The 21,352-nt window shown below is 71.7% G+C and carries 22 protein-coding genes and 1 pseudogene; 9 read left to right on the top strand and 14 right to left on the bottom strand.

What is annotated here, in order from left to right:
* Positions 1-51 precede the first annotated feature (51 nt).
* Positions 52-354 carry a PLD nuclease N-terminal domain-containing protein gene (locus IL992_RS05795; RefSeq protein WP_193202220.1) on the top strand — a complete coding sequence of 101 codons (303 nt, stop codon included), beginning with the start codon at positions 52-54 and terminating at the stop codon, positions 352-354.
* Between the two features lie 104 nt (positions 355-458).
* Here the strand turns inward: IL992_RS05795 and ccsB are convergent, their stop codons facing one another.
* The 6 genes and pseudogenes from ccsB to IL992_RS05765 all read right to left on the bottom strand — a co-directional run bounded on the left by ccsB (position 459) and on the right by IL992_RS05765 (position 6,198).
* Positions 459-1,418 (bottom strand): c-type cytochrome biogenesis protein CcsB, encoded by a 960-nt coding sequence (ccsB, locus tag IL992_RS05790; RefSeq protein WP_193202219.1) that lies wholly within the window; start codon positions 1,416-1,418, stop codon positions 459-461.
* Positions 1,419-1,421: 3 nt separating this feature from the next.
* Positions 1,422-3,125 (bottom strand): cytochrome c biogenesis protein ResB, encoded by a 1,704-nt coding sequence (gene resB / locus IL992_RS05785; protein WP_193202218.1) that lies wholly within the window; start codon positions 3,123-3,125, stop codon positions 1,422-1,424.
* Complete coding sequence (locus IL992_RS05780; protein ID WP_193202217.1) at positions 3,125-3,856, bottom strand: cytochrome c biogenesis CcdA family protein; 732 nt, start codon at positions 3,854-3,856, stop codon at positions 3,125-3,127. Before IL992_RS05780 ends, resB begins: the two co-directional genes overlap by 1 nt.
* Positions 3,849-4,451, bottom strand: coding sequence for a TlpA family protein disulfide reductase (locus tag IL992_RS05775; protein ID WP_319018369.1), 603 nt, complete (start codon positions 4,449-4,451; stop codon positions 3,849-3,851). Before IL992_RS05775 ends, IL992_RS05780 begins: the two co-directional genes overlap by 8 nt.
* A gap of 202 nt (positions 4,452-4,653) precedes the next feature.
* Positions 4,654-5,277, bottom strand: a pseudogene (locus IL992_RS05770) (histidine phosphatase family protein); the annotation flags it as partial.
* Between the two features lie 12 nt (positions 5,278-5,289).
* The gene (locus IL992_RS05765; protein ID WP_193202215.1) at positions 5,290-6,198 is read right to left on the bottom strand and encodes a LysR family transcriptional regulator; all 909 of its coding nucleotides are present in this window, start codon (positions 6,196-6,198) and stop codon (positions 5,290-5,292) included.
* Positions 6,199-6,402: 204 nt separating this feature from the next.
* Here IL992_RS05765 and IL992_RS05760 point away from each other — a divergent pair, with 204 nt between their 5' ends.
* A complete protein-coding gene (locus IL992_RS05760) occupies positions 6,403-7,296 on the top strand; it encodes an EamA family transporter (RefSeq protein ID WP_193202214.1) in 894 nt (297 codons plus the stop codon).
* Positions 7,297-7,396: 100 nt separating this feature from the next.
* Entirely contained in the window at positions 7,397-7,993 is a 597-nt protein-coding gene (locus IL992_RS05755; RefSeq protein WP_319018368.1) for a Uma2 family endonuclease, read from the top strand.
* Positions 7,994-7,997: 4 nt separating this feature from the next.
* On the opposite strand, the gene hemL is transcribed toward IL992_RS05755, so the two are convergent.
* From hemL to IL992_RS05720, 7 genes are all read right to left on the bottom strand, one after another.
* The gene (hemL, locus tag IL992_RS05750; RefSeq protein ID WP_193202212.1) at positions 7,998-9,293 is read right to left on the bottom strand and encodes a glutamate-1-semialdehyde 2,1-aminomutase; all 1,296 of its coding nucleotides are present in this window, start codon (positions 9,291-9,293) and stop codon (positions 7,998-8,000) included.
* Between the two features lie 45 nt (positions 9,294-9,338).
* Positions 9,339-9,983, bottom strand: a complete 645-nt coding sequence (locus IL992_RS05745; RefSeq protein WP_139574070.1) for a bifunctional DNA primase/polymerase — start codon at positions 9,981-9,983, stop codon at positions 9,339-9,341.
* 120 nt (positions 9,984-10,103) lie between these two features.
* The gene (gene hemB, locus IL992_RS05740) at positions 10,104-11,090 is read right to left on the bottom strand and encodes a porphobilinogen synthase (protein WP_079315539.1); all 987 of its coding nucleotides are present in this window, start codon (positions 11,088-11,090) and stop codon (positions 10,104-10,106) included.
* A gap of 68 nt (positions 11,091-11,158) precedes the next feature.
* Positions 11,159-12,748, bottom strand: coding sequence for a bifunctional uroporphyrinogen-III C-methyltransferase/uroporphyrinogen-III synthase (locus tag IL992_RS05735; RefSeq protein ID WP_079315540.1), 1,590 nt, complete (start codon positions 12,746-12,748; stop codon positions 11,159-11,161).
* The gene (gene hemC, locus IL992_RS05730; protein WP_404804734.1) at positions 12,745-13,617 is read right to left on the bottom strand and encodes a hydroxymethylbilane synthase; all 873 of its coding nucleotides are present in this window, start codon (positions 13,615-13,617) and stop codon (positions 12,745-12,747) included. Before hemC ends, IL992_RS05735 begins: the two co-directional genes overlap by 4 nt.
* A gap of 35 nt (positions 13,618-13,652) precedes the next feature.
* Positions 13,653-14,948, bottom strand: a complete 1,296-nt coding sequence (locus tag IL992_RS05725) for a glutamyl-tRNA reductase (RefSeq protein ID WP_193202209.1) — start codon at positions 14,946-14,948, stop codon at positions 13,653-13,655.
* A gap of 25 nt (positions 14,949-14,973) precedes the next feature.
* Positions 14,974-15,672: a redox-sensing transcriptional repressor Rex gene (locus tag IL992_RS05720; protein WP_079315542.1), complete on the bottom strand. Its 699-nt coding sequence runs from the start codon at positions 15,670-15,672 to the stop codon at positions 14,974-14,976.
* 195 nt (positions 15,673-15,867) lie between these two features.
* Here IL992_RS05720 and IL992_RS05715 point away from each other — a divergent pair, with 195 nt between their 5' ends.
* The 3 genes from IL992_RS05715 (at position 15,868) to IL992_RS45875 (ending at position 17,006) form a co-directional block, all read left to right on the top strand.
* Positions 15,868-16,116, top strand: coding sequence for a glutaredoxin family protein (locus IL992_RS05715; RefSeq protein WP_079315543.1), 249 nt, complete (start codon positions 15,868-15,870; stop codon positions 16,114-16,116).
* Positions 16,117-16,530: 414 nt separating this feature from the next.
* Positions 16,531-16,746 carry a serine hydrolase gene (locus IL992_RS45880; protein ID WP_404804733.1) on the top strand — a complete coding sequence of 72 codons (216 nt, stop codon included), beginning with the start codon at positions 16,531-16,533 and terminating at the stop codon, positions 16,744-16,746.
* Positions 16,713-17,006 (top strand): serine hydrolase domain-containing protein, encoded by a 294-nt coding sequence (locus IL992_RS45875; protein WP_264294907.1) that lies wholly within the window; start codon positions 16,713-16,715, stop codon positions 17,004-17,006. The genes IL992_RS45880 and IL992_RS45875 overlap by 34 nt, the downstream gene beginning before the upstream one ends.
* Positions 17,007-17,025: 19 nt before the next feature.
* Here the strand turns inward: IL992_RS45875 and IL992_RS05705 are convergent, their stop codons facing one another.
* Positions 17,026-18,669: a hypothetical protein gene (locus IL992_RS05705; protein WP_193202208.1), complete on the bottom strand. Its 1,644-nt coding sequence runs from the start codon at positions 18,667-18,669 to the stop codon at positions 17,026-17,028.
* 180 nt (positions 18,670-18,849) lie between these two features.
* Between IL992_RS05705 and IL992_RS05700 the strand changes: the two genes are divergently transcribed.
* The 3 genes from IL992_RS05700 (at position 18,850) to IL992_RS05690 (ending at position 21,335) form a co-directional block, all read left to right on the top strand.
* On the top strand, positions 18,850-19,497 hold the full coding sequence (locus IL992_RS05700) for a sigma-70 family RNA polymerase sigma factor (protein WP_193202207.1): 648 nt from the start codon (positions 18,850-18,852) through the stop codon (positions 19,495-19,497).
* 157 nt (positions 19,498-19,654) lie between these two features.
* Positions 19,655-20,410: a DUF5667 domain-containing protein gene (locus IL992_RS05695; protein WP_193202206.1), complete on the top strand. Its 756-nt coding sequence runs from the start codon at positions 19,655-19,657 to the stop codon at positions 20,408-20,410.
* Positions 20,411-20,465: 55 nt separating this feature from the next.
* Positions 20,466-21,335, top strand: a complete 870-nt coding sequence (locus IL992_RS05690) for an HAD family hydrolase (RefSeq protein WP_193202205.1) — start codon at positions 20,466-20,468, stop codon at positions 21,333-21,335.
* Positions 21,336-21,352: the final 17 nt, after the last annotated feature.

Raw genomic sequence — 21,352 nt, 5'->3', positions numbered from 1 at the left:
TCACCCCGAAGGCCGACACGATCAGTCGCCGGCATGGCTTACCGTGTGGGCATGCCTAGCGTGATTATCGGCCTGGCGCTGCTTGCCCTCTGGCTTTACTGCCTGTTCGACGTGATCACCACCCCCGAGGAGGACGTGCGCAACCTCCCCAAGTTCATGTGGGTCCTCATCGTGATCTTCCTGGCGGACGTGGGCGCACTGACCTGGCTCCTCGTGGGTCGCCCCCGCGCCCGGCACGCCATGTACGCGGCGGGCGGCGACCGGTGGGTCCAGAGCGGCGACGCGCCCCGCGGCCCCGACGACGACCCCGAGTTCCTGCGCAGCCTGGAGCGGCGCCTGCGCGACGAGGACTGATTCCCGCCCTCAGACGCCGCCCATCCCCAGACGCCCCATCCCCGGACGCCGCCCATCGGCGTCGCGACGATCCCCAGGCGCCGCCCTCCCCCGGGCGCCGCCCGTCACTTCGGCACGTCGGCGTAGGAGTGCAGCCCCGAGAAGAAGATGTTGACGCCGATGAGGTTGAACAGCAGGCAGCCGAAGGCGACCAGCGAAATGATCATCGCGGCCTTGCCGCGCCACCCGGCCGTCGCCCGGGCGTGGAGATAGGCGGCGTAGACCACCCACGTGACGAACGCCCACACCTCCTTGGGGTCCCAGCCCCAGTAGCGGCCCCACGCCCGGTCGGCCCACAGAGCGCCGGCGATGACGGCGAAGGTCCAGATCGGGAAGGAGATGACGATCGCGCGGTGCGCGACGCGCTCCAGGCCCTCCCTGCTCGGCAGCACCGACGGCCGCCCGTCCTTGCGGATCAGGTAGAGGATCGCGCAGACGCCCGCCACGATGAACAGCCCGCTGGCCACGATCGCCGCCGTGACGTGGATCGCGATCCAGTAGGAGTGCAGCGCGGGCATGACCGGGCCCGCCTGGACGTGCAGGAACAGCACGGCGAAGCCCAGGCCGAGCGCCGCGGTCACGGTGACGAACGCACCGAGATAGCGGATCGGCTGGCGGATCAGCAGCGCGAGGAACGCGGTGACGGCGGCGAAGCAGATGGCCACCACGAACTCGTACATGTTGGCCCACGGCCACCGGTCGACGGCGATGCCGCGGGTGAGGATGCCGGCGAGGTTGCCGGCCCACGCGATCCAGGTGAGGACCACGCCGACGGTTCCCGCCCGGACCGCCCACGCGGCCGGCTGCGGGCCTGAATCCTCCGCCGTGCCCCCGGTCGTGTCATCGAGCGGCGCGGGACCGCCCGCGCCGACCAGCTCCCGCCGGCGTACGGCCACGACCGTGCGGGCCCGGCCGAAGGCGAGATCCAGCGCGTAGCAGATCATCGCGGCGAGATACAGCAGGACGGTGACCAGGATGAGCTGGTCGCTCAGCGTGGCGAGACTCTCGTTGACCTCGGCGGGCATCACTCACTCCTCGTCCGGGCGGGCGCCCGGCGCAGCGTTTCCGGTGGACGCGTCCGGCGCGACGTGCCCGGCGCTCCCGGGCTCGCCCGGCTCGCCGCCCTGATCGCCGTCCGGGTCGCCGCCGTCCGGCTCGCCGGCGGGCGCGTCGCCGCGCAGGGCGGTGACGATCTGGGCGAACTCCTCGGCGAAGGCCGCGCCGCCGCCTTCGGTGCGGGTCAATCCTCCCACCGTGACCGTCCCGTCCTTCACCCGCACCCAGAGGCGGCGGCGGCGGACCGTGAGGGACAGCACGAGCCCGATCACCGCGGCTGCCGCCGCCAGCAGGGCGGGCTCCCGGCCCGGGTCGTAGGTGATCTGAAGGCTGATCCACTCCTTGACGCCGGTGAACTGGATCTTCCCGGCGCCGTCGGCGAGCTCCTTGGTCTCGCCCACGTTGAGCGGGGTCGGCTGGGCCGACATCTTGCCGAGCGGCTTCAGGCTGGTGGTGTCGAGCTGATACACCGACTGCGGCTGCCCCGACTTCAGGCCGAGATCGCCGGCGAACGGGAAGATCTGCACGGTCGGGTTCGCGGCGCCCGGGAAGACGGACACCCAGGCGTCGCCGTTCGGCACGGTCGTGGGCAGGAAGCGCGCCAGGAACCCGAGCTGGGTGGGCTGGGCGTCCGGCACCTTGATCACGCACTCGGACGTGTACGTGGCCTGGTCGTCGGCCAGGCAGGGCACCGGGCCGTCGTAGGCCACCTGGCCCTTGCCGTCGGTCACCCGGAACGTGGGGGCGTAGCCGTGCCCGATCAGGTAGGTGAGCGTGCCGTTCACGTCCAGGGGGTCGTTGACCTTGAGGTCCACCTCGCGCGGCGGGGCCGTCGGCGAGTCCTGCACGGTCAGCTTGGCGAGGTAGTCGAGCGGCTGGCCCTGCTTCTCCCCCGCGGCGACGTAGCTGGCCTGGAAGTCCTTCAGCGTGAAGGAGAACGGCTCCAGCGACTCGGCGGTGACCCGGCTGCCGGGCATGAAGCGGTCGTAGGCCGCCACGGCGTTGGAGAAGCCGTCGCCCTCCACCACCAGCACGTTGCCGCGGTAGCCGAACAGGCCTCCGGCGCCGACGGCGAACAGCAGCACGAGCAGCGCGACGTGGAACAGGAGGTTGCCGGTCTCGCGGAGGTAGCCCTTCTCGGCCGCCACCCAGCCGTCGCCGGTGACCACCCGGAACCGTCTGCGCCTGAGCGCGGCGGCGGCCTGCTCCAGGGTGAGACCGCCCTCGAACGCCTCGCTGTGCGGCAGGCGCAGGAGGTTGCGCGGCGCGGCGGGCGGGCGGCGCCGGATCTCCTTGAGATGTGCCAGCGCGCGCGGGAACACGCAGCCGGCGAGCGAGATGAACAGCAGCAGGTAGATCGCGGCGAACCAGGGCGAGCTGAAGACGTCGAACAGCCAGAACCGGTCGAGCCACTTCGCCTGGGTCGGGTTGTCCTTGAAATACTGTGCGACCCTGCCCGGATCGACGCTCCGCTGCGGGTAGATGGATCCGGGGACCGAGCCGAGCGCGAACAGGAACAGCAGGATCAGGGCCGTGCGCATCGAGGTGAGCGTGCGCCAGGCCCAGCGCGTCCAGCCGATCGGGCCCAGGCCGACGGGCTTCGTCCGCTCCTGCGCCTGCGCCTCGGCCGCGGGCTCGTCCCGTACGGCGGAGGCGAGATCGTCGGGGGCGCTCATCAGATCACCGGCCTGAAGCCGCCGACCCACACCTGCAGGTGGACGATGATCTCCGACCACTGCCCGGTCACGAGCAGCACGCCGACGGCCACGAGCATCGCACCGCCGACCTTGGTGATCAGCGGGGTGTGGCGGCGCACCGCCTTGAACGTGTGGAGCGCCTTGCGATAGGCCAGCCCCGCCAGCACGAACGGCAGGCCGAGGCCCAGCGCGTACGCGAAGGCGAGGGCGGCGCCGCGCAGCGCGCTGCCCTGATTCACCGAGAGCGTCATCACCACCGCCAGCGTCGGGCCGATGCACGGCGTCCAGCCGAGGCCGAAGACGACCCCGAGCAGCGGGGCCGTCGCGATCCCGGCCGCGGGAAGCCGGTGGATGCGCAGGTCACGCTGGAGGCCGGGGACGATCCCCACGAAGGCCAGCCCGAGGACGATCGTCACCACCCCGAGAACCTTGGTGATCACATCGGCGTTGCCGTGCAGCGCCGCGCCGAGGCCGCCGAACAGCGCGCCCCCCAGCACGAACACGGCCGCGAACCCGAGCACGAAGAGCGCGCTGCCGAGCACCATCCGGCCTCGCTTGGGGTCGCCGCTCATGCCCGTGACGTACGACAGGTAGCCGGGGACCAGCGGCAGCACGCACGGCGAGACGAACGACACGAGCCCGGCGGCCGCGGCGATCGGCGCGGCAAGCAGCAGCGACCCGGTCGCGACGGTGCTGCCGAGGTCACTCATCGGTCACCTTGGTGACGGCCGAGAGCAGGTCGTCGTACTTGACCGCGCCGAGCGCGCGGGCGGCGATGCGGCCCTGAGAGTCGATGATCAGCGTGGAGGGGATGGCGGCGGGCGGCACCGTGCCCTGGAACTGCAGCAGCACCTTGCCGCTCTGGTCGTAGATGCTCGGGTAGCCGGGCTTGACCGCCCGGTCGTACGCCTGCGCGGACGCCTCAAGGTCCTTGAAGTTGACGCCGAGGAACTCCACGCCCTTGGACTTGGTGGTCGCCGCGATGTCCTTGAGCGTGGGCGCCTCCGCCCGGCAGGGCGCGCACCAGGAGGCCCAGAAGTTCAGCACGTGGACCTTGCCCGCGGTCAGCGTGGCGGTGCCGCCGTCGAGGGTCTTCCCCTCGATCACGGGCGCCTTGTGACGCTGCGCGGCGGCGAAGAACTCGACGCGGCCGTCCCCCGCGACGAACCGCGTGTCGCCGGAGCGGGGCTGGGCCGCCTGGCCGCCCGCGCAGCCAGCGAGGGCCGTCGCGGCCACCGCCGCGGCGGCGAGCGCGGTCAGGCGCTTGGCGGACACGCGGTTGGCGGACAGGCGCTTGGCGGACACGGGAGGAGGATCTCCTTGTACTACAACCGGTAGAGCTGTAAGCCTACCGACCGGTGCGGGTGCCCCGTTCGCCGGGTCACACGCCGGGGACGGATCGCGAGCCTGGCGTCTCCTCGTCCTCCGAGCCCGCCCGGAGAGCGTCAGGGATGGCCTCCGGGAGCGCCTCGTCGGCCTTGTCGAACAGCGCGGCCTCGCCCTGCGGCGGCGTGGCCCTGAGCAGCGCGCCCGCGGGCTCGCTGTAACCGACGCTGATGAGCCGATCGCCCTCGAAGGTCAGGCTGGTGAGGCTGGCGAGCGCGCACTGACGGCGGCGGGGGTCGTGCCACAGCCGCCTGCCCTCGGCCGCCAGCCGGATGATCCAGATGGGCAGCTGGTGGCTGACGAGCAGTGCCTCGTGGCCGCGCGCCGCCGCCCGCGCGTCGTCCACGACCGCCTTCATACGCGCGACGACCTCGGTGTACGGCTCACCCCACGACGGTCGGAACGGGTTCCTGAAGTGGCGGTAGGAGCGGGGGTCGCGGAAGACGTTGTCGCTTCCGGTCATCCGCAGGCCCTCGAAGACGTTGCCCGCCTCGATCAGCCGCTCATCGGTCGCCACTTCCAGGCCCAGGGCCCGGGCGGCCGGCGCCGCGGTCTCCTGCGCGCGCTCCATGGGCGAGCTCCACACCGCGACGATGTCCCTGCCCTCGACGGCCTTGGCGACCACCTCGGCCATCCGGCGGCCGGTCTCGGACAGGTGGTAGCCCGGCAGCCTGCCGTACAGGACCCCACGGGGATTGTGAACCTCACCGTGCCGGAGCAGGTGAACGATGGTCATCTCTGTCATGACCTGGACAGCCTACCCGCCGGGCAGCTCGGAGCACGCGGAGCGCAGCGCGTCGGCGGCGGCGCGGATCGCGGGACGCCGGGCGGCGTCGGTCCGCCAGACCGCGTAGATCCGCCGCACCGGCGGCGGCTGGACGGCCAGGACCGCGACGCCCTCGGGCAGCGGTCCCCGGCCCAGCCGGGGGATGAGCGCGCAGCCGTGGCCCTCGGCGACCAGCGCGAGCTGGGTGGGGTACTCGTCGGCCATGCAGACGATCCGCGGCTCCCGCTCCTCGGAACGCAGCAGGAACACCAGGAAGTCGTGGCACACCGTGCCGGGAGTCGAGCTGATCCAGTTGTCGCCGGCGAGATCGCTCAGCCGCACCCGGTCGGCGTTCACCAGGGGATGGTCGGCCGGCACGACGACGTCGGCCACGTCGTCGAGCAGCGCCGTGCGCGACAGGCCCTCGGGCAGCGCCATCGGCCGGTTGAGCCAGTCCTGCAGGACGGCGAGGTCGACGTCGCCGCGTGCCAGTTCGCGGATCTGTCGCTCCGGCTCCCTCTCGTAGACGAGCAGGTCGAGATCGGGGTGCTGCCTCTTGAGCGTGGTCAGGGCGCGCGGCACGATGCCCCGGGCCGCGGTGGGGAAGGCGGCCATGGTCAGCTTGCCGACCACCGCGCCCCGCAGCGCCTCGAAGTCGGCCTCCGCCGTCTCCACCAGCGCGAGGATGCGCTCGGCGTGCTCGGCGAGCAGCCCGGCGGCGTCGGTCAGCTTGACCCCGCGCCCGTTGCGTTCGATCAGGACGGCGCCGGTCTCCCGTTCGAGCTTGGCGAGCTGCTGGGAGATCGCCGAAGGGGTGACCATCAGCGCCTCGGCCGCCGCGCCCACGGAGCCGTAGACCGACACGGCGTGCAGGGCCTTCAGCCGGTTCAGATCCAACATGTAGCCAGTCTAAACCGTTCTCCTTAGAAAAACTTGTTTGCGCTCAACTGTTTAGCGATGCGACGATATAGCCATGCGAATCTTCAACAAGCTCTTCACGAAGCCCACCCGTTCCGAGCAGACCTCCTATCTGGAGACCCTGGCGAGGCAGGCCCGGCAGACCCGCGAGCGCCGTCCCTCCTCCTCGCGCTGATTCCCTGACCCGTGCGCCCCCGCCACCTGGCCCTCGCCGTCGCGCTCGCCGCCGTCTGGGGCGTCAACTTCGTCGTCATGCAGGCGGGCCTGAAGCACTACCCGCCGCTGACGTATGCCGCGCTCCGGTTCCTGCTGGCCGCCTTCCCCGCCGTACTGGTCGCCGGAGGGCCACGCGTGCCCTGGCGGTGGGTGCTGGCCACCGGCGCGTCGCTCGGCGTCGCCCAGTACGGCCTGCTCCTGCTCGGCATGCGGGCGGGCATGCCCGCCGGGTTGACCTCCTTGGTCCTCCAGGTGCAGGCCGTGTTCACCGCGCTGTTCGCGACCGCGCTGCTGGGCGAGCGGCCCGGGCGGCGCCGTATCACCGGGATGGCGGTGGCCTTCGGCGGACTGGGCCTGATCGCGGCCGGAGTGGTGGCGAGGTCGGGCGCGATCCCCTTCGGCGTGTTCCTGCTGTGCGTGGGGGCCGCCGCCGGGTGGGGACTCGGCAACGTCGCCACCCGCAGGGCCGCGCCGCCCGACTCCCTGCGGTTCATGGTCTGGGTGAGCGCGGTCTCGGCGCCGCCCCTCCTGGCGCTGGCCCTGGCGACCGAGGGACCGTCCTCGCTGACGTCGTTCACGGCGGAGGGCGTGGGGGCCGTGCTCTACACGGCGTTCCTGTCGACCCTCGGCGGGTTCGCCGTCTGGGGGTGGCTGCTGGCGCGCTACGACGCCTCGGTGGTCGCGCCGTACAGCCTGCTTGTGCCGGTCTTCGGCATCGCCTCCGCCGCGCTGTTGACCGGCGAGCCGATCTCCCCCCTCACGGTCGCCGCGGGCGCCCTCATCCTCGCCGGGCTCCTGTTCGCCAACTCACGCCCCCGTACGGCTCCCGCCCCCGAAAGGCACCCCCTCCCCGCCTCCCGCTGACCCTCGCCCTCGCATACCAATCCGGAGACAATGGGTAAGGGTCACGAGATTGAGTGGAACGGCTACCGTGAGTGACGAGGATGACACTAAAGTGCACGACGTGAGCAGCGCACTCGAGTACTGGCCGGCGCCGCCCCCTTGGGGATGGACCGCGGACGACCTCGATCATCTGCCCTATGAGGGCCCGAACGGCGAGCCCGACTTCTTCAAACACGTCGAACTGATCGATGGAGCACTCGTCTTCATGTCCCCCCAGCGGCGGTTCCACGAGCGGCTCATCCGCGGCCTGACAGAACGGCTCGACGCGGAGGCCCCCACGCACTTGGCAGCCGTTCAGCAGATGGACGTCAAGCTGGGGGAACGGACGCGGCCCTGCCCGGATGTGATGGTCATCGACGCCGAGGCCGCGGCGGACAACGCGCGCACCTTTTACCAGGCGCGAGAGGTCCATCTCGTGATCGAGATCGTCTCTCCTGAGTCGGTTGAGCGCGACCGCAAGCTCAAGCCGCTGCGGTACGCCGAGGCGGGCATCCCGCACTTCTGGCGGGTGGAGGAGAGCGACGGGCGTCCCGTCGTCTACGTGTACGAACGGGATCCCGCCACGGGCACGTACACGCCGACAGGAATCCACCACGGGCACCTGGCGGTGCAGGTGCCCTTCCCGATCGAGGTGGATCTCGACCAGCTGGTGAAGTAGGCGTTCAGACCCCGGCGGCCTGGGCGGCGGCCTTGGCGGCCAGGGGCAGGGCCTCGGCCACCCGGGTGAGCGCCTCATCGTCGTGGGCGGCCGACAGGAACCACGCCTCGTACGCCGACGGCGGCAGGTAGACGCCCTGGTCGAGCATGCTGTGGAAGAACGCGCGGTAGGCGTCGGTGTTCTGTGTGCGCGCTACGTCGAAGTCGGTGACCGGGGTGTCGGTGAAGAAGATCGAGAACAGGTTCCCGGCCCGCTGGAGGCGGTGCGGGACCCCGGCGGCGGCCAGCGCGTCGGAGGCGGCCCTGCCGATGACCAGTGCGGACGCGTCGATCCTGTCGTACACGTCGTCGTCGCAGGCGCGCAGCGTGGCCAGCCCGGCCGCGCAGGCGAGCGGGTTGCCCGACAGCGTGCCGGCCTGGTAGACGGGCCCCTCGGGAGCGAGGGCGGCCATGACCTCCGCCCGCCCGCCGAACGCGGCGGCGGGCAGCCCGCCACCCATGACCTTGCCGAACGTCATGAGGTCGGCCTCGACGGGGTCCAGGCCGTACCAGCCGGAGGCGGACACGCGGAACCCCGTCAGCACCTCGTCGAGGATCAGCAACGCGCCGTGCTCGGTGCACAACTCGCGCAGGCGCCGGTTGAAGCCGTCGGCGGGCGGCACCACGCCCATGTTCGCCGGGCACGCCTCGGTGATCACGCAGGCGATCTCGAACGTGCGGAACGCCTCCTCGACCGCCTCGACCGAGTTGTACGGCAGCACGATCGTGTCGGCCGCGGAGGCGCCGGTGACGCCGGGGGTGTCGGGCAGGCCGAAGGTGACGACCCCGGACCCGGCCGAGGCCAGCAGCGCGTCCACGTGCCCGTGGTAGCAACCGGCGAACTTCACGACCTTCGCCCGCCCGGTGAAGCCGCGGGCCAGCCGTACGGCGGACATGGTGGCCTCGGTGCCCGAGCTGACCAGGCGGACCTTCTCGACGGGGGCCACCCGGGAGACGATCTCCTCGGCGAGCAGGACCTCGCCCTCGGTCGCGGTGCCGAACGAGAAGCCGCGGGCGACGGCCTCCTCCAGGGCCTCCACGACGGCGGGGTGGCGATGGCCGAGGATCATCGGGCCCCAGGAGCACACCAGGTCGACGTAGCGGTTGCCGTCCACATCGGTGATGTACGGCCCCTCGCCGGAGGCCATGAAGCGGGGCGTGCCGCCCACGGCGCCGAAGGCGCGCACCGGCGAGTTGACGCCGCCGGGAACGATCCGGCGGGCGCGTTCGAACAGGTCCTCGGAGGTCTGCGTGCGAGTCACGCCCTCCAGATTACGGGCCCACCCGTGCGGGGCCCGTACCGGGAATCACTCGCAGAAGTCGGCGAGCAGGTCGAGCACGCGCAGCGGGTCGGGCAGCGGACGCCCGTCGGGGGGCCTGATCCAGCTCACGACCCCGCCCGAGGGCGTGGTGGACGGCGGCGCGAGCACATAGCTGTCCCGGCAGTGCCAGCGCAGCCCCGGCGTGCTGTCGATCGTCTCCGGTCCCGCGTCGAGGCTGCAGGACCACCACTCGTCCTCGTCCTCGGGCGCCCCACGCGTGGCCACGAAAAAAAGCACCCGGTCGCCGTTCTCGGCGACCGGGCCCGTGTCGAAGCCTGCGGCGTCCATCGCGGCCAGGGCGGGACGGCCCGCCGAGGCCGGTACGTCGAACACGTCGAACACCCTGCCGGTGGGCAGGATCACGTTCGCGTCCGGATCCTGTTTCCACCACCGCGTGAGCAGCGCCGTGTCCGTCGTGGCCTGCATCTGCCACGCGGGCGACAGCGGGTGCATGCCGGGGTCGGGACAGCCGACCCGGTCACAGGAGCACGCCCTGCCTCCCTCGCTCAGCGGATGGGCGCCCATACAGCTCGCCCAGCCCAGCTGCGCGTACTCGAGCACCGACGTCATCTTGCGCGGCGCGTGATGCGCACGCCGTTTCGCACGTCGGGCCAGCGGTACCCCCACCATGGCGCTCCTCCCCACAAGCGTCCACCCGCTGCCCTCCTGCGTTACGCAAGATGCTCGCGGTACGTACCTGATAATGCCTTCTGGCCGATTCCGGCGCGGCAGGACCCCCCTGATGAGGTGTCAGGATAGTCCGCGGGCGACCTCGGTGGCCCAGTAGGTGAGGATCATGTCGGCACCGGCGCGGCGGATCGCGATCAGCGACTCCATGATCACCCGCTCCCGATCGATCCAGCCGTTGGCCGCCGCCGCCTCGACCATCGCGTACTCGCCGCTGACCTGGTAGGCCGCGACCGGCACCTCGACGGTGTCGCGCACCTGCCGCAGGATGTCGAGGTAGGCCAGGGCGGGCTTGACCATGACGGCGTCCGCGCCCTCGGCCAGGTCGAGGCGCACCTCGCGCAGCGCCTCGCCGATCGGGCCGGCCGGGTCCTGCTGGTAGGCGCTGCGGTCGCCGAACTGCGGCGCGCACTCCGCGGCGTCGCGGAACGGCCCGTAGAACCCGGAGGCGTACTTGGCGGCGTACGCCAGGATCGGGACCTCGGCGAAGCCGTTGGCGTCGAGGGCCGCCCGGATGGCGCCCACCTGGCCGTCCATCATGCCGCTCGGCGCGATCATCCTGGAACCGGCCGCCGCCTGCGCGACCGCCGCCGACGCGTACCGCTCCAGCGTCGCGTCGTTGTCCACTTCGCCGTCGGCCGTCAGCAGGCCGCAGTGGCCGTGGTCGGTGTACTCGTCCAGGCAGGTGTCGGTCATCAGCACCAGCGCGTCGCCCAGGTCGGAGGCGAGGTCGCGCAGCGCCACCTGGACGATGCCGTCCGGGTCGTCGGCGCCCGAGCCCCGGGCGTCCTTGTGCGCGGGGATCCCGAACAGAATGATCCCGCCCACGCCGGCCTCGGCCGCCTCGTGGGCCGCCTTGCGCAGCGACTCGCGGGTGTGCTGGACGACCCCGGGCATGGAGCCCACCGGCTGCGGCTCGGCGATGCCCTCCTTGACGAACATCGGCAGGATGAGCTCGGCCGGGTGCAGCCGCGTCCCCGCGACCATCCGGCGCATCGCGGCGGTGCGGCGCAGCCGCCGGGGCCGCGCCACCGGGTATTGGGCGTTCACAGTGCTCTCTCCGCTCCGAACGGCGCCGGCCCGCGGGGGCGTCTCCCGCGGGCCGTACGCGAACCAGTTCATTTCACGCGTCGCCGCGCGCCCCTGCGCATCTGGGACGGACGACGGGGCACCTCGCCCGCAGAGACGGCGGCGTGCCGCATCTTGGCACCATAGTCCGCCAGCGCGGCGGCGAGAGCCGAAGCGGACGGCTTGTCGGCCATCACGTCGACCCGCAGGCCGAACTCCTCGGCCGTCTTGGCCGTCTGCGGACCGATGACCGCGATCACCGTCACGTTGTGCGGCTTCCCGGCGATGCCGACGAGGTTCCGCACGGTCGAGGAGGAGGTGAACAGCACGGCGTCGAACCCGCCGCCCTTGATCGCCTCGCGGATCGGGGCCGGCGGCGGCGCGGCGCGCACGGTCCGGTAGGCCGTCACGTCGTCGCACTCCCAGCCGAGCTGGGTCAGCCCCGCCACCAGCGTCTCGGTCGCGATGTCGGCCCGCGGCAGCAGCACCCGGTTGATCGGGTCGAGCATCGAGTCGTACGGCGGCCACTCGGCCAGCAGGCCCTCGGACGACTGCTCGCCCGTCGGCATGAGGTCGGGCTTCACGCCGAACTCCACGAGCGCCCGCGAGGTGGCCTCGCCCACGGCGGCGACCTTGAGCCCGGCGAACGCCCGGGCGTCCAGGCCGTACTCCTCGAACTTCTCGCGCACCGCCTTGACCGCGTTGGCGCTGGTGAAGGCGACCCACTCGTAGCGGCCGGTCACCAGGCCCTTGATGGCGCGGTCCATCTGCTGCGGCGTGCGCGGCGGCTCGACGGAGATCGTCGGCACCTCCTCTGGCACCGCGCCGTACGACCTGAGCTGTTCCGACAGCCCCTTCGACTGCTCCTTGGTGCGCGGCACGAGCACCCGCCAGCCGAACAGCGACTTGGTCTCGAACCAGGACAGGCGGTCGCGCATGCCGACGGCGTCGCCCACCACGATCAGCGCGGGCTCGGTCATCCCGGCGTGCTTGAGGTCGGGACCGAGCCGCCCGAGCGTGGAGACCACCGTGTACTGCTCGGTCGTCGTGCCGTCGCTGGTCACCGCCACCGGCGTCGAGTCGGGCTTGCCGCCCGCGATCAGCGCCTTGCTGATCGGGACCGCGTCCGCGACGCCGTTGTAGATCACCAGCGTGCCCTCGCACGCGGCGTGCTTGGCCCAGTCGTCCACCTGCGCGGCGTCCACGATGCGGAACTCCGGCACCGACGCCGCCGGCGGGATGCCGGCGTACGTCAGCACAGCCGTGGCCGGCGGCACGCCGGGCACGATCTCGAAGTCCACGTCCGCCTTGGCGCAGGCGGCCACCTCGTCGGTGACGGAGGAGAAGAATGACGGGTCGCCCGAGCACAGCCGCACGACCGTGCGGCCCGCCTTGGCGGCCTGGATGGTCTTCAGCGACACCGAGTTCTCCGCCGCGTCGGCGGAGATGTCGACGACCTCGGCGCCCTCGCGGCAGTGGCGCAGCAGCGGGCCGTACGCCTGCCGGTCGAGTACGACGACGTCCGCCCTGCCCAGCAGGTCGGCGCCGCGCAACGTGAGCAGGTTCTCGTCACCGGGCCCGGCGCCGACGAAGGCGACGAACCCGGACCGGGTCTGAGTGCTGTGATTCGCGGGGCTCAATGGGCCTGCTCCCCCATCAACGTGTCGGCCCCCTCGGCGATCATGGCTGCCGCGAGTTCGCGGCCCATCTCCACGGCCGTCGTAGAGGGTCCGGAGGCGGACTTGCGCACCGACCGAGCGCCGTCGACGGCGACGACGGTGGCGGTCAGATTGAGAATGTGCCCGTCACCGGAGGCGAAAGCACCTACCGGGGCCGCGCAACCGGCCTCGAGGGCGGCGAGCACCGAGCGCTCGGCGTCCACCGCGGCCCGCGTCGGCGGGTCGTCGACGGCGCGCAGCAGCTCGATGAGATCATCACGGTCGGCCAGGCACTCGACGGCGAGGGCGCCCTGCCCGGGAGCGGGCAGCATCTCGTCGACCTCGAACACCTGGGCGATCTCCCCGTCCCGGCGGATCCTGACCAGCCCTGCGGCGGCCAGCACGATGGCGTCGAGCTCTCCCGACGTCACCTTGCCGATGCGGGTGTCCGCGTTTCCCCTGATGGGGACGTAGTCGAGATCCGGCCGGAGCAGGCGCAGCTGGGCCACCCGGCGCGGTGAGCCGGTGCCGACGCGGGCACCGGCGGGCAGGTCGTGCAGCTTGACCGGGCCGACGAGCGCGTCGCGCGGGTCGTCCCGCCGGGTGATCGCGGCCATCGCGATCCGCTCGTCCGGCTTGGTCGGCAGGTCCTTCAGCGAGTGGACCGCGAAGTCGACCTCGCCGGCGAGCAGCCGGCCGCGCAGGTCGTTGACGAACACGCCGGTGCCGCCGAGCTGGGTCAGGTGGGCCCGGGACACGTCGCCGAAGGTGGTGACGCCGACGAGCTCCACCTCCCGGCCGGTCAGGGCGGTCAGCCGGTCGGCGACGATCTGCGACTGCGAGGTCGCCATCAGGCTCTTGCGGGTGCCGAGCCGCAGGGGGACGGTCACTGTTCCACCTCCAGGCTCGAAACGGCATCGGGCGTCTTCGGGTCGAGGCCGAACAGCTCGCGCAGCGCCTCCGCATACTGGTCGCCGCCCGGCGAGGCGGCCAGCCGCTTGACCCGTACGGTCGGTTCGTGAAGCAGCTTGTCCACGACCCGCCGTACAGTCTGGGTGATCTCGTCGCGCATCCGCCCGTCGATGTCCGGCAGGCGGGACAGGAGCCTGCCCATCTCCGCCTCGACCACCCCGGCGGCCTTGCTGCGCAGGGCCACGACCGTGGGGGTGACGAGCGCGGCGCGCGCCGCGTCGAGGTAGGCGGCGACCTCCTCGGCCACGATGCGCCTGACCTCGCAGATCGCCTCGGCCCTGCCGCCGTCGGAGACGTCGCCCACGCCGTCCTGCTGCATCGACTTCAGGTCGACCAGCGTCACACCGGGCAGATCCCGTACGCCGGGGTCCACGTCGTGGGGCAGCGCGAGGTCGAGGACGAACAGCGGCTTGTCGCGGTCCCCGATCGTCTCCGGAGTGATGGTGCGGGTCCCCGCGCCGACGCAGGAGATGACCAGGTCGGCCTCGGCCAGCTCGGCGGGGACGTCGGCCAGGTCAGCGGCCCGCCCGCCGACCGTCTCGGCGAGCCGTTCGGCCCGCTCGCGGGTGCGGTTGGCGATGACGACGTCGGTCACGCCCGCGCGGAACAGCGTCGCGGCGGACAGCGAGCTCATCGAGCCGGCGCCCACGACCAGGGCCCGCCTGCCGGTGATCGGGCCGAGCACCCGCTCGGCGAGCGTCAGCCCCACCCCGACCAGCGACGCGCCGGCCCGGTCGATGCCCGTGTCGGCGTGCGCGCGCTTGCCCACGCGCAGCGCGTGCTGGGCCAGCTCGTTGAGCGTGGTCCCGGCCGTGCCCTCCTCCTGCGCCAGGCGCAGCGCGGTCCGGATCTGGCCGAGGATCTGCCCCTCGCCGATCACCATGGAGTCGAGCCCGCAGGCGACGGTGAACAGGTGCTGGACCGCCCGGTCCTCGTAGTGCACATACAGGTGCCGCGCGAGCGTCTCCTGCGGCAGGCCCGAGTGCGCGGCGAGCATGTTCGTCACCGCGGTGACGCCGCCGTGGAAACGGTCGACCACCGCGTAGACCTCGACGCGGTTGCACGTCGAGACGACCAGCGCCTCGGACACGTTCTCGTCGGACTGCACGTCGTGCAGCAGCTTGACGAGCGCGTCCCCGCTGACCGTGACACGTTCGAGCAGCGCGACCGGTGTGGTCCGGTGGCTCAGGCCGACGACGAGGACACTCATGAGCTCGCTCCGATCGATGGCTCACTCACATGACCACCCCGTCCGGCCACTCCTCGGCCATGATGGGCCCTCCATTAGCCTTGCGCTGCTCGTGGAACGCAAGTATCTGCAGTTCGATGGATAAATCGACTTTACGGACATCCACGCCGTCAGGCACAGCCAAGACGACGGGGGCGAAGTTCAAAATACTGGTGACACCGGCCGCGATGACACGGTCGCATACCTGCTGCGCCGCTGTGGCGGGGGTGGCGATCACCACGATCGAGACTCCGCGCTTCTTGATCACCGACTCCAGCTCGTCGGCGTGCTCGACGACGAGACCCGCGATGCGGTCGCCCACGACGTGCGGATCCGCGTCCAGCAGGCCCGCGATCCGGAACCCGCGGGAGGCGAACCCGCCGTAGTTGGCCAGCGCCCGGCCGAGGTTTCCCACGCCCACGATGGCCACGGCCCAGTCCTGAGTGAGACCAAGCTCACGCGAGATCTGGTAGATGAGGTACTGCACGTCGTAGCCCACGCCCCGGGTGCCGTACGACCCCAGGTGGGACAGGTCCTTGCGGAGCTTCGCCGAGTTCACCCCGGCGGCGAGCGCGAGATCCTCCGAGCTCACCGTCGCCGTGCCCCGTTCGGCCATCCCGTTGAGTGCGCGCAGATAGAGCGGCAACCTCGCCACCGTGGCGTCGGGGATGCCGCGGTCGCGGGCCTGCGGGATTCGGCGGATCACTTGCCGGGGCTCCAGGGGGACGGACGGCCGGTTGCGCCCCCGGCCGCACAGCGGTTGCGACGGATGAGTACCAGGTTAGTGCCTTTGTGAAGCTATGCACAAAGTCGATCGTGCGCGGCTTCCCTCGTATCCAAGGGTCCCAGGAGGGGGCGGCGGTCTCCATTCCGGGCCCGAGGGATCGCGATAATCGAGAGCATGGCTCCTCGAGACCACCGGATCACGCTGCTCGGCAAGCCCGGCTGCCATCTGTGCGACGACGCCCGCGCGGTGATCGAGCGCGTGGCCGCAGAGCTGGGCGTCCCCTGGGAGGAACGCGACATCACCGCCTCGCCGGAGGACCAGGCCGAGTACTGGGAGATGATCCCCGTCGTCCTGATCGACGGCGTGCAGCACGACTACTGGCGGGTGAACGAGAACCGCCTCCGCGAGGCCTTGGAGCGTTGAAGCCGAGGCCGGCGTCGATCCGGCCACCCTGATCCGGCTCAGGGTCGTCTCGTCCGTACGGACGAGCCGGCTCTTGGCCAGTGGGAACGATGCCGGGCGCGCGAACCGCTGCGATCCTCCTGGCTATGGACGAGCGAGCACTCATGTCCATACGAGCACTCAGCGCGGCGATCGCGGGCTCGATCGCGATCTCACTTCTGCCCCTGTCGGCTGCGGCAGCCGACGACCATCCGGGGTTACGCCAGGCCCTCCAGCGGCTGACCACCGGCGACGGCGTGCCGGGAGCGCTGGCGGAGCTGCACGCCCGGCACGGAGACGTGACGATCACCAGTGGGGTGCGGGACACGGTCACCAGACGACCGCTACCGGAAGACAGCAGGTTCAGGATCGGCAGCAAGACCATTCGTCGCAACTGTGGCGCTCCAGCTCGTCGCCGAGGGCAAGATCGAGTTGGACGCGCCGGTCGACCGCTACCTGCCCGGCCTGCTGGCGCCCGGCGTCACCGTACGCCACCTGCTCCAGCACACGAGCGGTGTGCCCGGCTACCTGGCGCTGCTGGACCTCGGCGACGTCGTAACCGCTTCTACGCCGCCCTCCTGCGTGGCCGCCTGCTGCGTCCCGCCGAGCTGAAGCAGATGATGACGACCCGTCCGACAGGCCCCGACGGCACCGGCTACGGCCTGGGGCTGATGAGCACGCCGCTGCCCTGCGGCGGTGTGCTCTGGGGCCATGGCGGCGACATGCTCGGCTTCAGGACCAGCGGCGGGGCGACCCTCGACGGCAGGCAGATAACGGTGATGACCAACCTGTACCGCGTCGACGGCGTCCGCAACGCCGACCTCGACTCAGTGGCCACCGCCGCCCTGTGCGAGACCGCGGAGAAGCCGTGATCGAGAGGCTCTCGCGGGCCTAGAGGACCGTGCGGGTGGGGAGGGGGACCACCTTGGCGGCGTTGACGCTGAGCTCGATGACGTTGGCCGCCAGCACGTACCTCACCCGCTCGGTCGCGAACCGCTCCATGTGCGGCTGTCGCTGGTGCTCGCCGTAGCCGACCTCGTCCCGGTAGAGCTCGTAGACGATGCGCTGGAGCGGGGCCGACTTGACCGCGTGGCAGACGAACAGCAGCGTGTCGGGCTCGTTGCGCTGGACCGCCTCCACCGTCTCCTCCGCCAGCTTGTCGAACGCCTCGCCCGAGCCGTCCAGCAGCGTGAAGACGGTCAGCAGGCCATAGATGCCGGGGGCCGGCTTCACCGAACCCCCCTGGCCGGCGGGCCGGCCCGCCTGCTGCGGCGCCTGCCGGTCCCCCTGACCCCCGCCCTGGCGGCTCATGGCCGGACGGGACCTGCCGCCGAACCCCACGCCGAAGCTCGCCGCGAGGTCGGCCGGGTCGGGGACCTCCGCCCCGGGGTAGAGGGCCCCCGTGGCGGGCATCGCCCGGTCGGGCTCGGCCGCAGGCGCCGCGGGCATGCCGTACTCGGGCCTGCGGGGCTGGCCGTACTCGTCCGCGGCGAGAAGCTGGCCGGTCGCGGGCCCGCCGAAGTCATCGGACGGCCGCATGCGGGCGGCGTAGTCGACCTCGCCGCCCTGCTCTCCCGCCCGGTACTCGGCCACCAGGTCGCCGAGCCCGGAACGGCGCGGCGCTCCCGCGACCCCGGCGCCCCCGGGAACCCCCGCCCCTCCCGGAACTCCGGGCGCTCCCGGCATCCCCGGCGGAACCGCGCCCGGTCCGGCCGGGCGGCCTCCCGGAGCCCCATGCGGCGGCGCGGGCGGCCCGGAGGGCGCGGAGGGCACGCGGGTCTCGGCCCGCAGGGCGCTGTCGGCCCGGCCGCCGCGCCGCCCCTGCCACTCCTCCTCCGGGGCCTCGTCGTCCTCGCCCTCGTCGTCGTACGGCGCGAGCGGGCGGGCCACGGCATACCAGACGCCTCCGGCGGAGGCGGCCAGCACCACGACGACGACCAGACCGGGGAGCCCGAATTCGAGCACGCCCGAGATCGCCATTCCCGCCGGGGCGAGCACGACGGACGCGTTCATGTTGTCGACGTCGTACTCGTCGCCGTCCCGCCAGGCCATCACCGCCATGGCGAGGCAGAGCAGGAGCAGAAAGACCACCAGGCCGTGGACGCCACGCAGCAGCCACTCCGGCCAGAGGTCCCAATGGGTCGGCCCGTCGGGCAGCGACTTGTCGAACCCCGCGGTGACGACGGGGTCGAGCACCATGATCACCGTACCCACGACCGTGAGCGCTGCGCCGAGGAGCCAGCCGGCGAAGCGGGCGCCGCCCTTCTCCGCGAGGAGCTGGATGACGCCGATCGCCAGCCAGAGCGGCGCCAGCAGCGAGCCGGTGATCTGGTAGGCCCGGAACGTCACGGGCCCGAACCCGGTGAGGTGACCGACGGCGATGGCGCCGAGTGACAACGCCAGCGCGCCCGTGGCGATGCTCCACGCGATCAGCCAACCGGCCGGCTCGTCACGGAGACGCCCGACGAGGACGCCGGTGGTGATGCCGGCGAGCAGGGCGCCGGCGAACGCGAGGAGAGCGACGAGGACTTCCATGGTGGCACCCATGCTGCCGGACATCGGCTTCCCACCGGTAGCCGGTCACCCTGTCCGGGAATGTCTCCACCCGGTCTTCACTCCTGAAGTGGATTCCTCCACCCGAACGGATTGTGTTATCTCCCGTTGATTTCTAGAGTGTTCGAGCACGCCGACTCCCCTTCCCCCATGGGATAACGGATGCCGAACACGTGGCCGTTGGCCGGGCTTTCCCCTCCGGTCGCCGCAGGAGCAGCGCAACCCGCGCGTTCCGCCGACCTCTCCGACCGCGAGCACGAGCACGACGAGATGCGAAGCCTCGTGCTGCGTGCCAAGACCGGTGACAGCGAGGCGTTCGGCGTGCTCTACGACCACTACCTGGAGCTGGTCTACCGGTACGTCTACTTCCGGGTCGGCAGCCACGCGCTGGCCGAGGACCTGACGAGCGAGACGTTCCTGCGGGCGCTGCGGGGCATCGCCGAGTTCACCTGGCAGGGCCGCGACTTCGGCGCCTGGCTCGTCACGATCGCCCGCAACCTCGTCACCGACCACTACAAGTCGGGCCGCAACCGCCTCGAGGTGACCACCGCCGAGATACTCGACACGCCCCTGGACGGCCCGCACATCCCCGAGAACGCGGTCGTCACGAACATGGTCAACGAGCGCGTGATGCAGGCGATCAAGCAACTCGGCGCGGAGCAGCAGGAATGCGTGATCCTGCGCTTCCTGCACGGAATGTCGCTCGCGGAGACGGCGAAGATCATGGGCAAGAAGTCCGGGGCGATCAAGGCGCTCCAGTTCCGGGCGATCAGGGCGCTCGCCCGGGCACTCCCCGACGATCTCGGCTGAGATCCCCGTAACCATTACCCATACCCCATCGTTGGGCATGTGGCAGGTCGGATCTTCAGGCGGATTTGGCGGGCCGGCCGGGAGGTGACGAACGCTTCCCGGCGGCCCCGCGAGCGTATCTCCGCTGGGCGTCAAGCGGGGGATGGCGGGAGCGGTGATGGGCTGGTGGCGACCCTCGCGCCGCGCGGGCGGCCGGTCGGCGGCTCGCAACCGCCGGGTCGCCGGTCACCGCTTTCTGCTGCGCGGCCGGTCGGCCGCCCGCGACCGCGGGGTCGCCGCGCGCGTGACCGGCCTCCGCTCCCTGCTGGGCGGCGGCCCGAGACCGGAGTTCCGCGAGAGGCTGCGGGCCGAGCTGATGCGCGCCTACGCCGCCGAGCGCGCGGCGGGCAGGCATGCGGCGGGAAAGCACGCCGCGCCTCCCGCCATACCCCCGCGGCCCCGCCGGTCCCTGCTCGTACGGCTGCGCCCCCTGCTGGTGTTCTGCGTGCTGCTGGCAGGGATGTTCGGCACCGGTGTGCGCACCTACCACTCGGTGCCCGGCGAGGTGCTGTACCCGCTGAAGAGGCTGGCGGAGTCGACGGTGCTCGACCTCGCGTACGACGAGGAGGAACTGGCGCAGCGGCAGATGGTGGCGGCGCGGGAGCGGGCGGCCGAGACCGCCACGCTGGTGGACACGTCGACCCCGGAGCGCCGCCGGCTCATCGGACAGACGCTCGACGACATGGAGACGACCACCAGGGCCGCGCTGAGCCGGGTTGCCCGCCAGGGGCGCACCGGCGGCGAGGCGCGCGAGTTCGCCCGTGAGCAGCGCAATCTCGTGGAGCCGCTGCTGCCGAAGCTCGACCGGGAAAATCGTGACAAGGCCAACCAATACCTGAGTTATATCGATTCGTTCACGGGTTCCGGACGTTGACACGTCATGTCCCGCTCCCGTTCCGTCCACTCTCCGACGGTTAAGCTGATGAGTCATGAGGCGGCTATTGCGACGGCGGGAAGCGGCGGAGATCGCCGGCGAGGTGGCGGCCGCCGCGGCGGTGTCCGTCCCCGAGGTCGTCCCCGACCTCACGGCGGCGGCGTTCTTCGACGTCGACAACACCATGATGCGCGGCGCCTCGATCTACCACTTCGCCCGGGGACTGGCGGCGCGCGGCCTGTTCACCAGCCGTGACCTCATGAAGTTCGCGCTCGGGCAGGCGTGGTTTCGCGTGCGGGGCAACGAGAACCCCGAGCACATCGCCAAGGCCAAGGAGATGGCCCTCGCCTTCGTCGCCGGGCTGAAGGTGGACGAGGTCGTCCGGCTGGGCGAGGAGATCTACGACGACGTGATGGCCGACCGCGTGTGGCAGGGCACGCGCGCGCTGGCCCAGGCGCATCTGGACGCCGGGCAGCGCGTGTGGCTGGTCACCGCCACGCCGGTCGAACTGGCCCGGGTCATCGCGCAGCGACTCGGGCTCACCGGCGCGCTCGGCACGGTCGCCGAGACCGCCGACGGCGCCTACACCGGAAGACTCGTCGGCGACCTGCTGCACGGCCCGGCCAAGGCCGAGGCCATCCGGGCGCTGGCGCGCCGCGAGGGCCTCGACCTGGCCCGCTGCTCGGCCTACAGCGACTCGGCCAACGACCTGCCGATGCTCTCCCTCGTCGGGCACGCGCACGCCATCAACCCGGACAGCGAACTGCGCGAGCACGCCAGGGAGAACGGCTGGGAGATCCGCGACTTCCGCACGGGCAGGAAGGCGACGATGATCGGCCTGCCGATCGCCGCGACCGCGGGGGCCATCGCGGGCGGCGTCGCCGCGGGCATCGCCCTGCGCCGCCACTACCGCTCCGTGCTGTGACACTGCCACTCCTGTCT

Source organism: Microbispora sitophila, assembly GCF_014892245.1.
GTDB lineage: Bacteria > Actinomycetota > Actinomycetes > Streptosporangiales > Streptosporangiaceae > Microbispora > Microbispora siamensis.
Note: the sequence above shows the minus strand (reverse complement) of the source record. Positions and strands in the feature narration are given on the sequence as shown.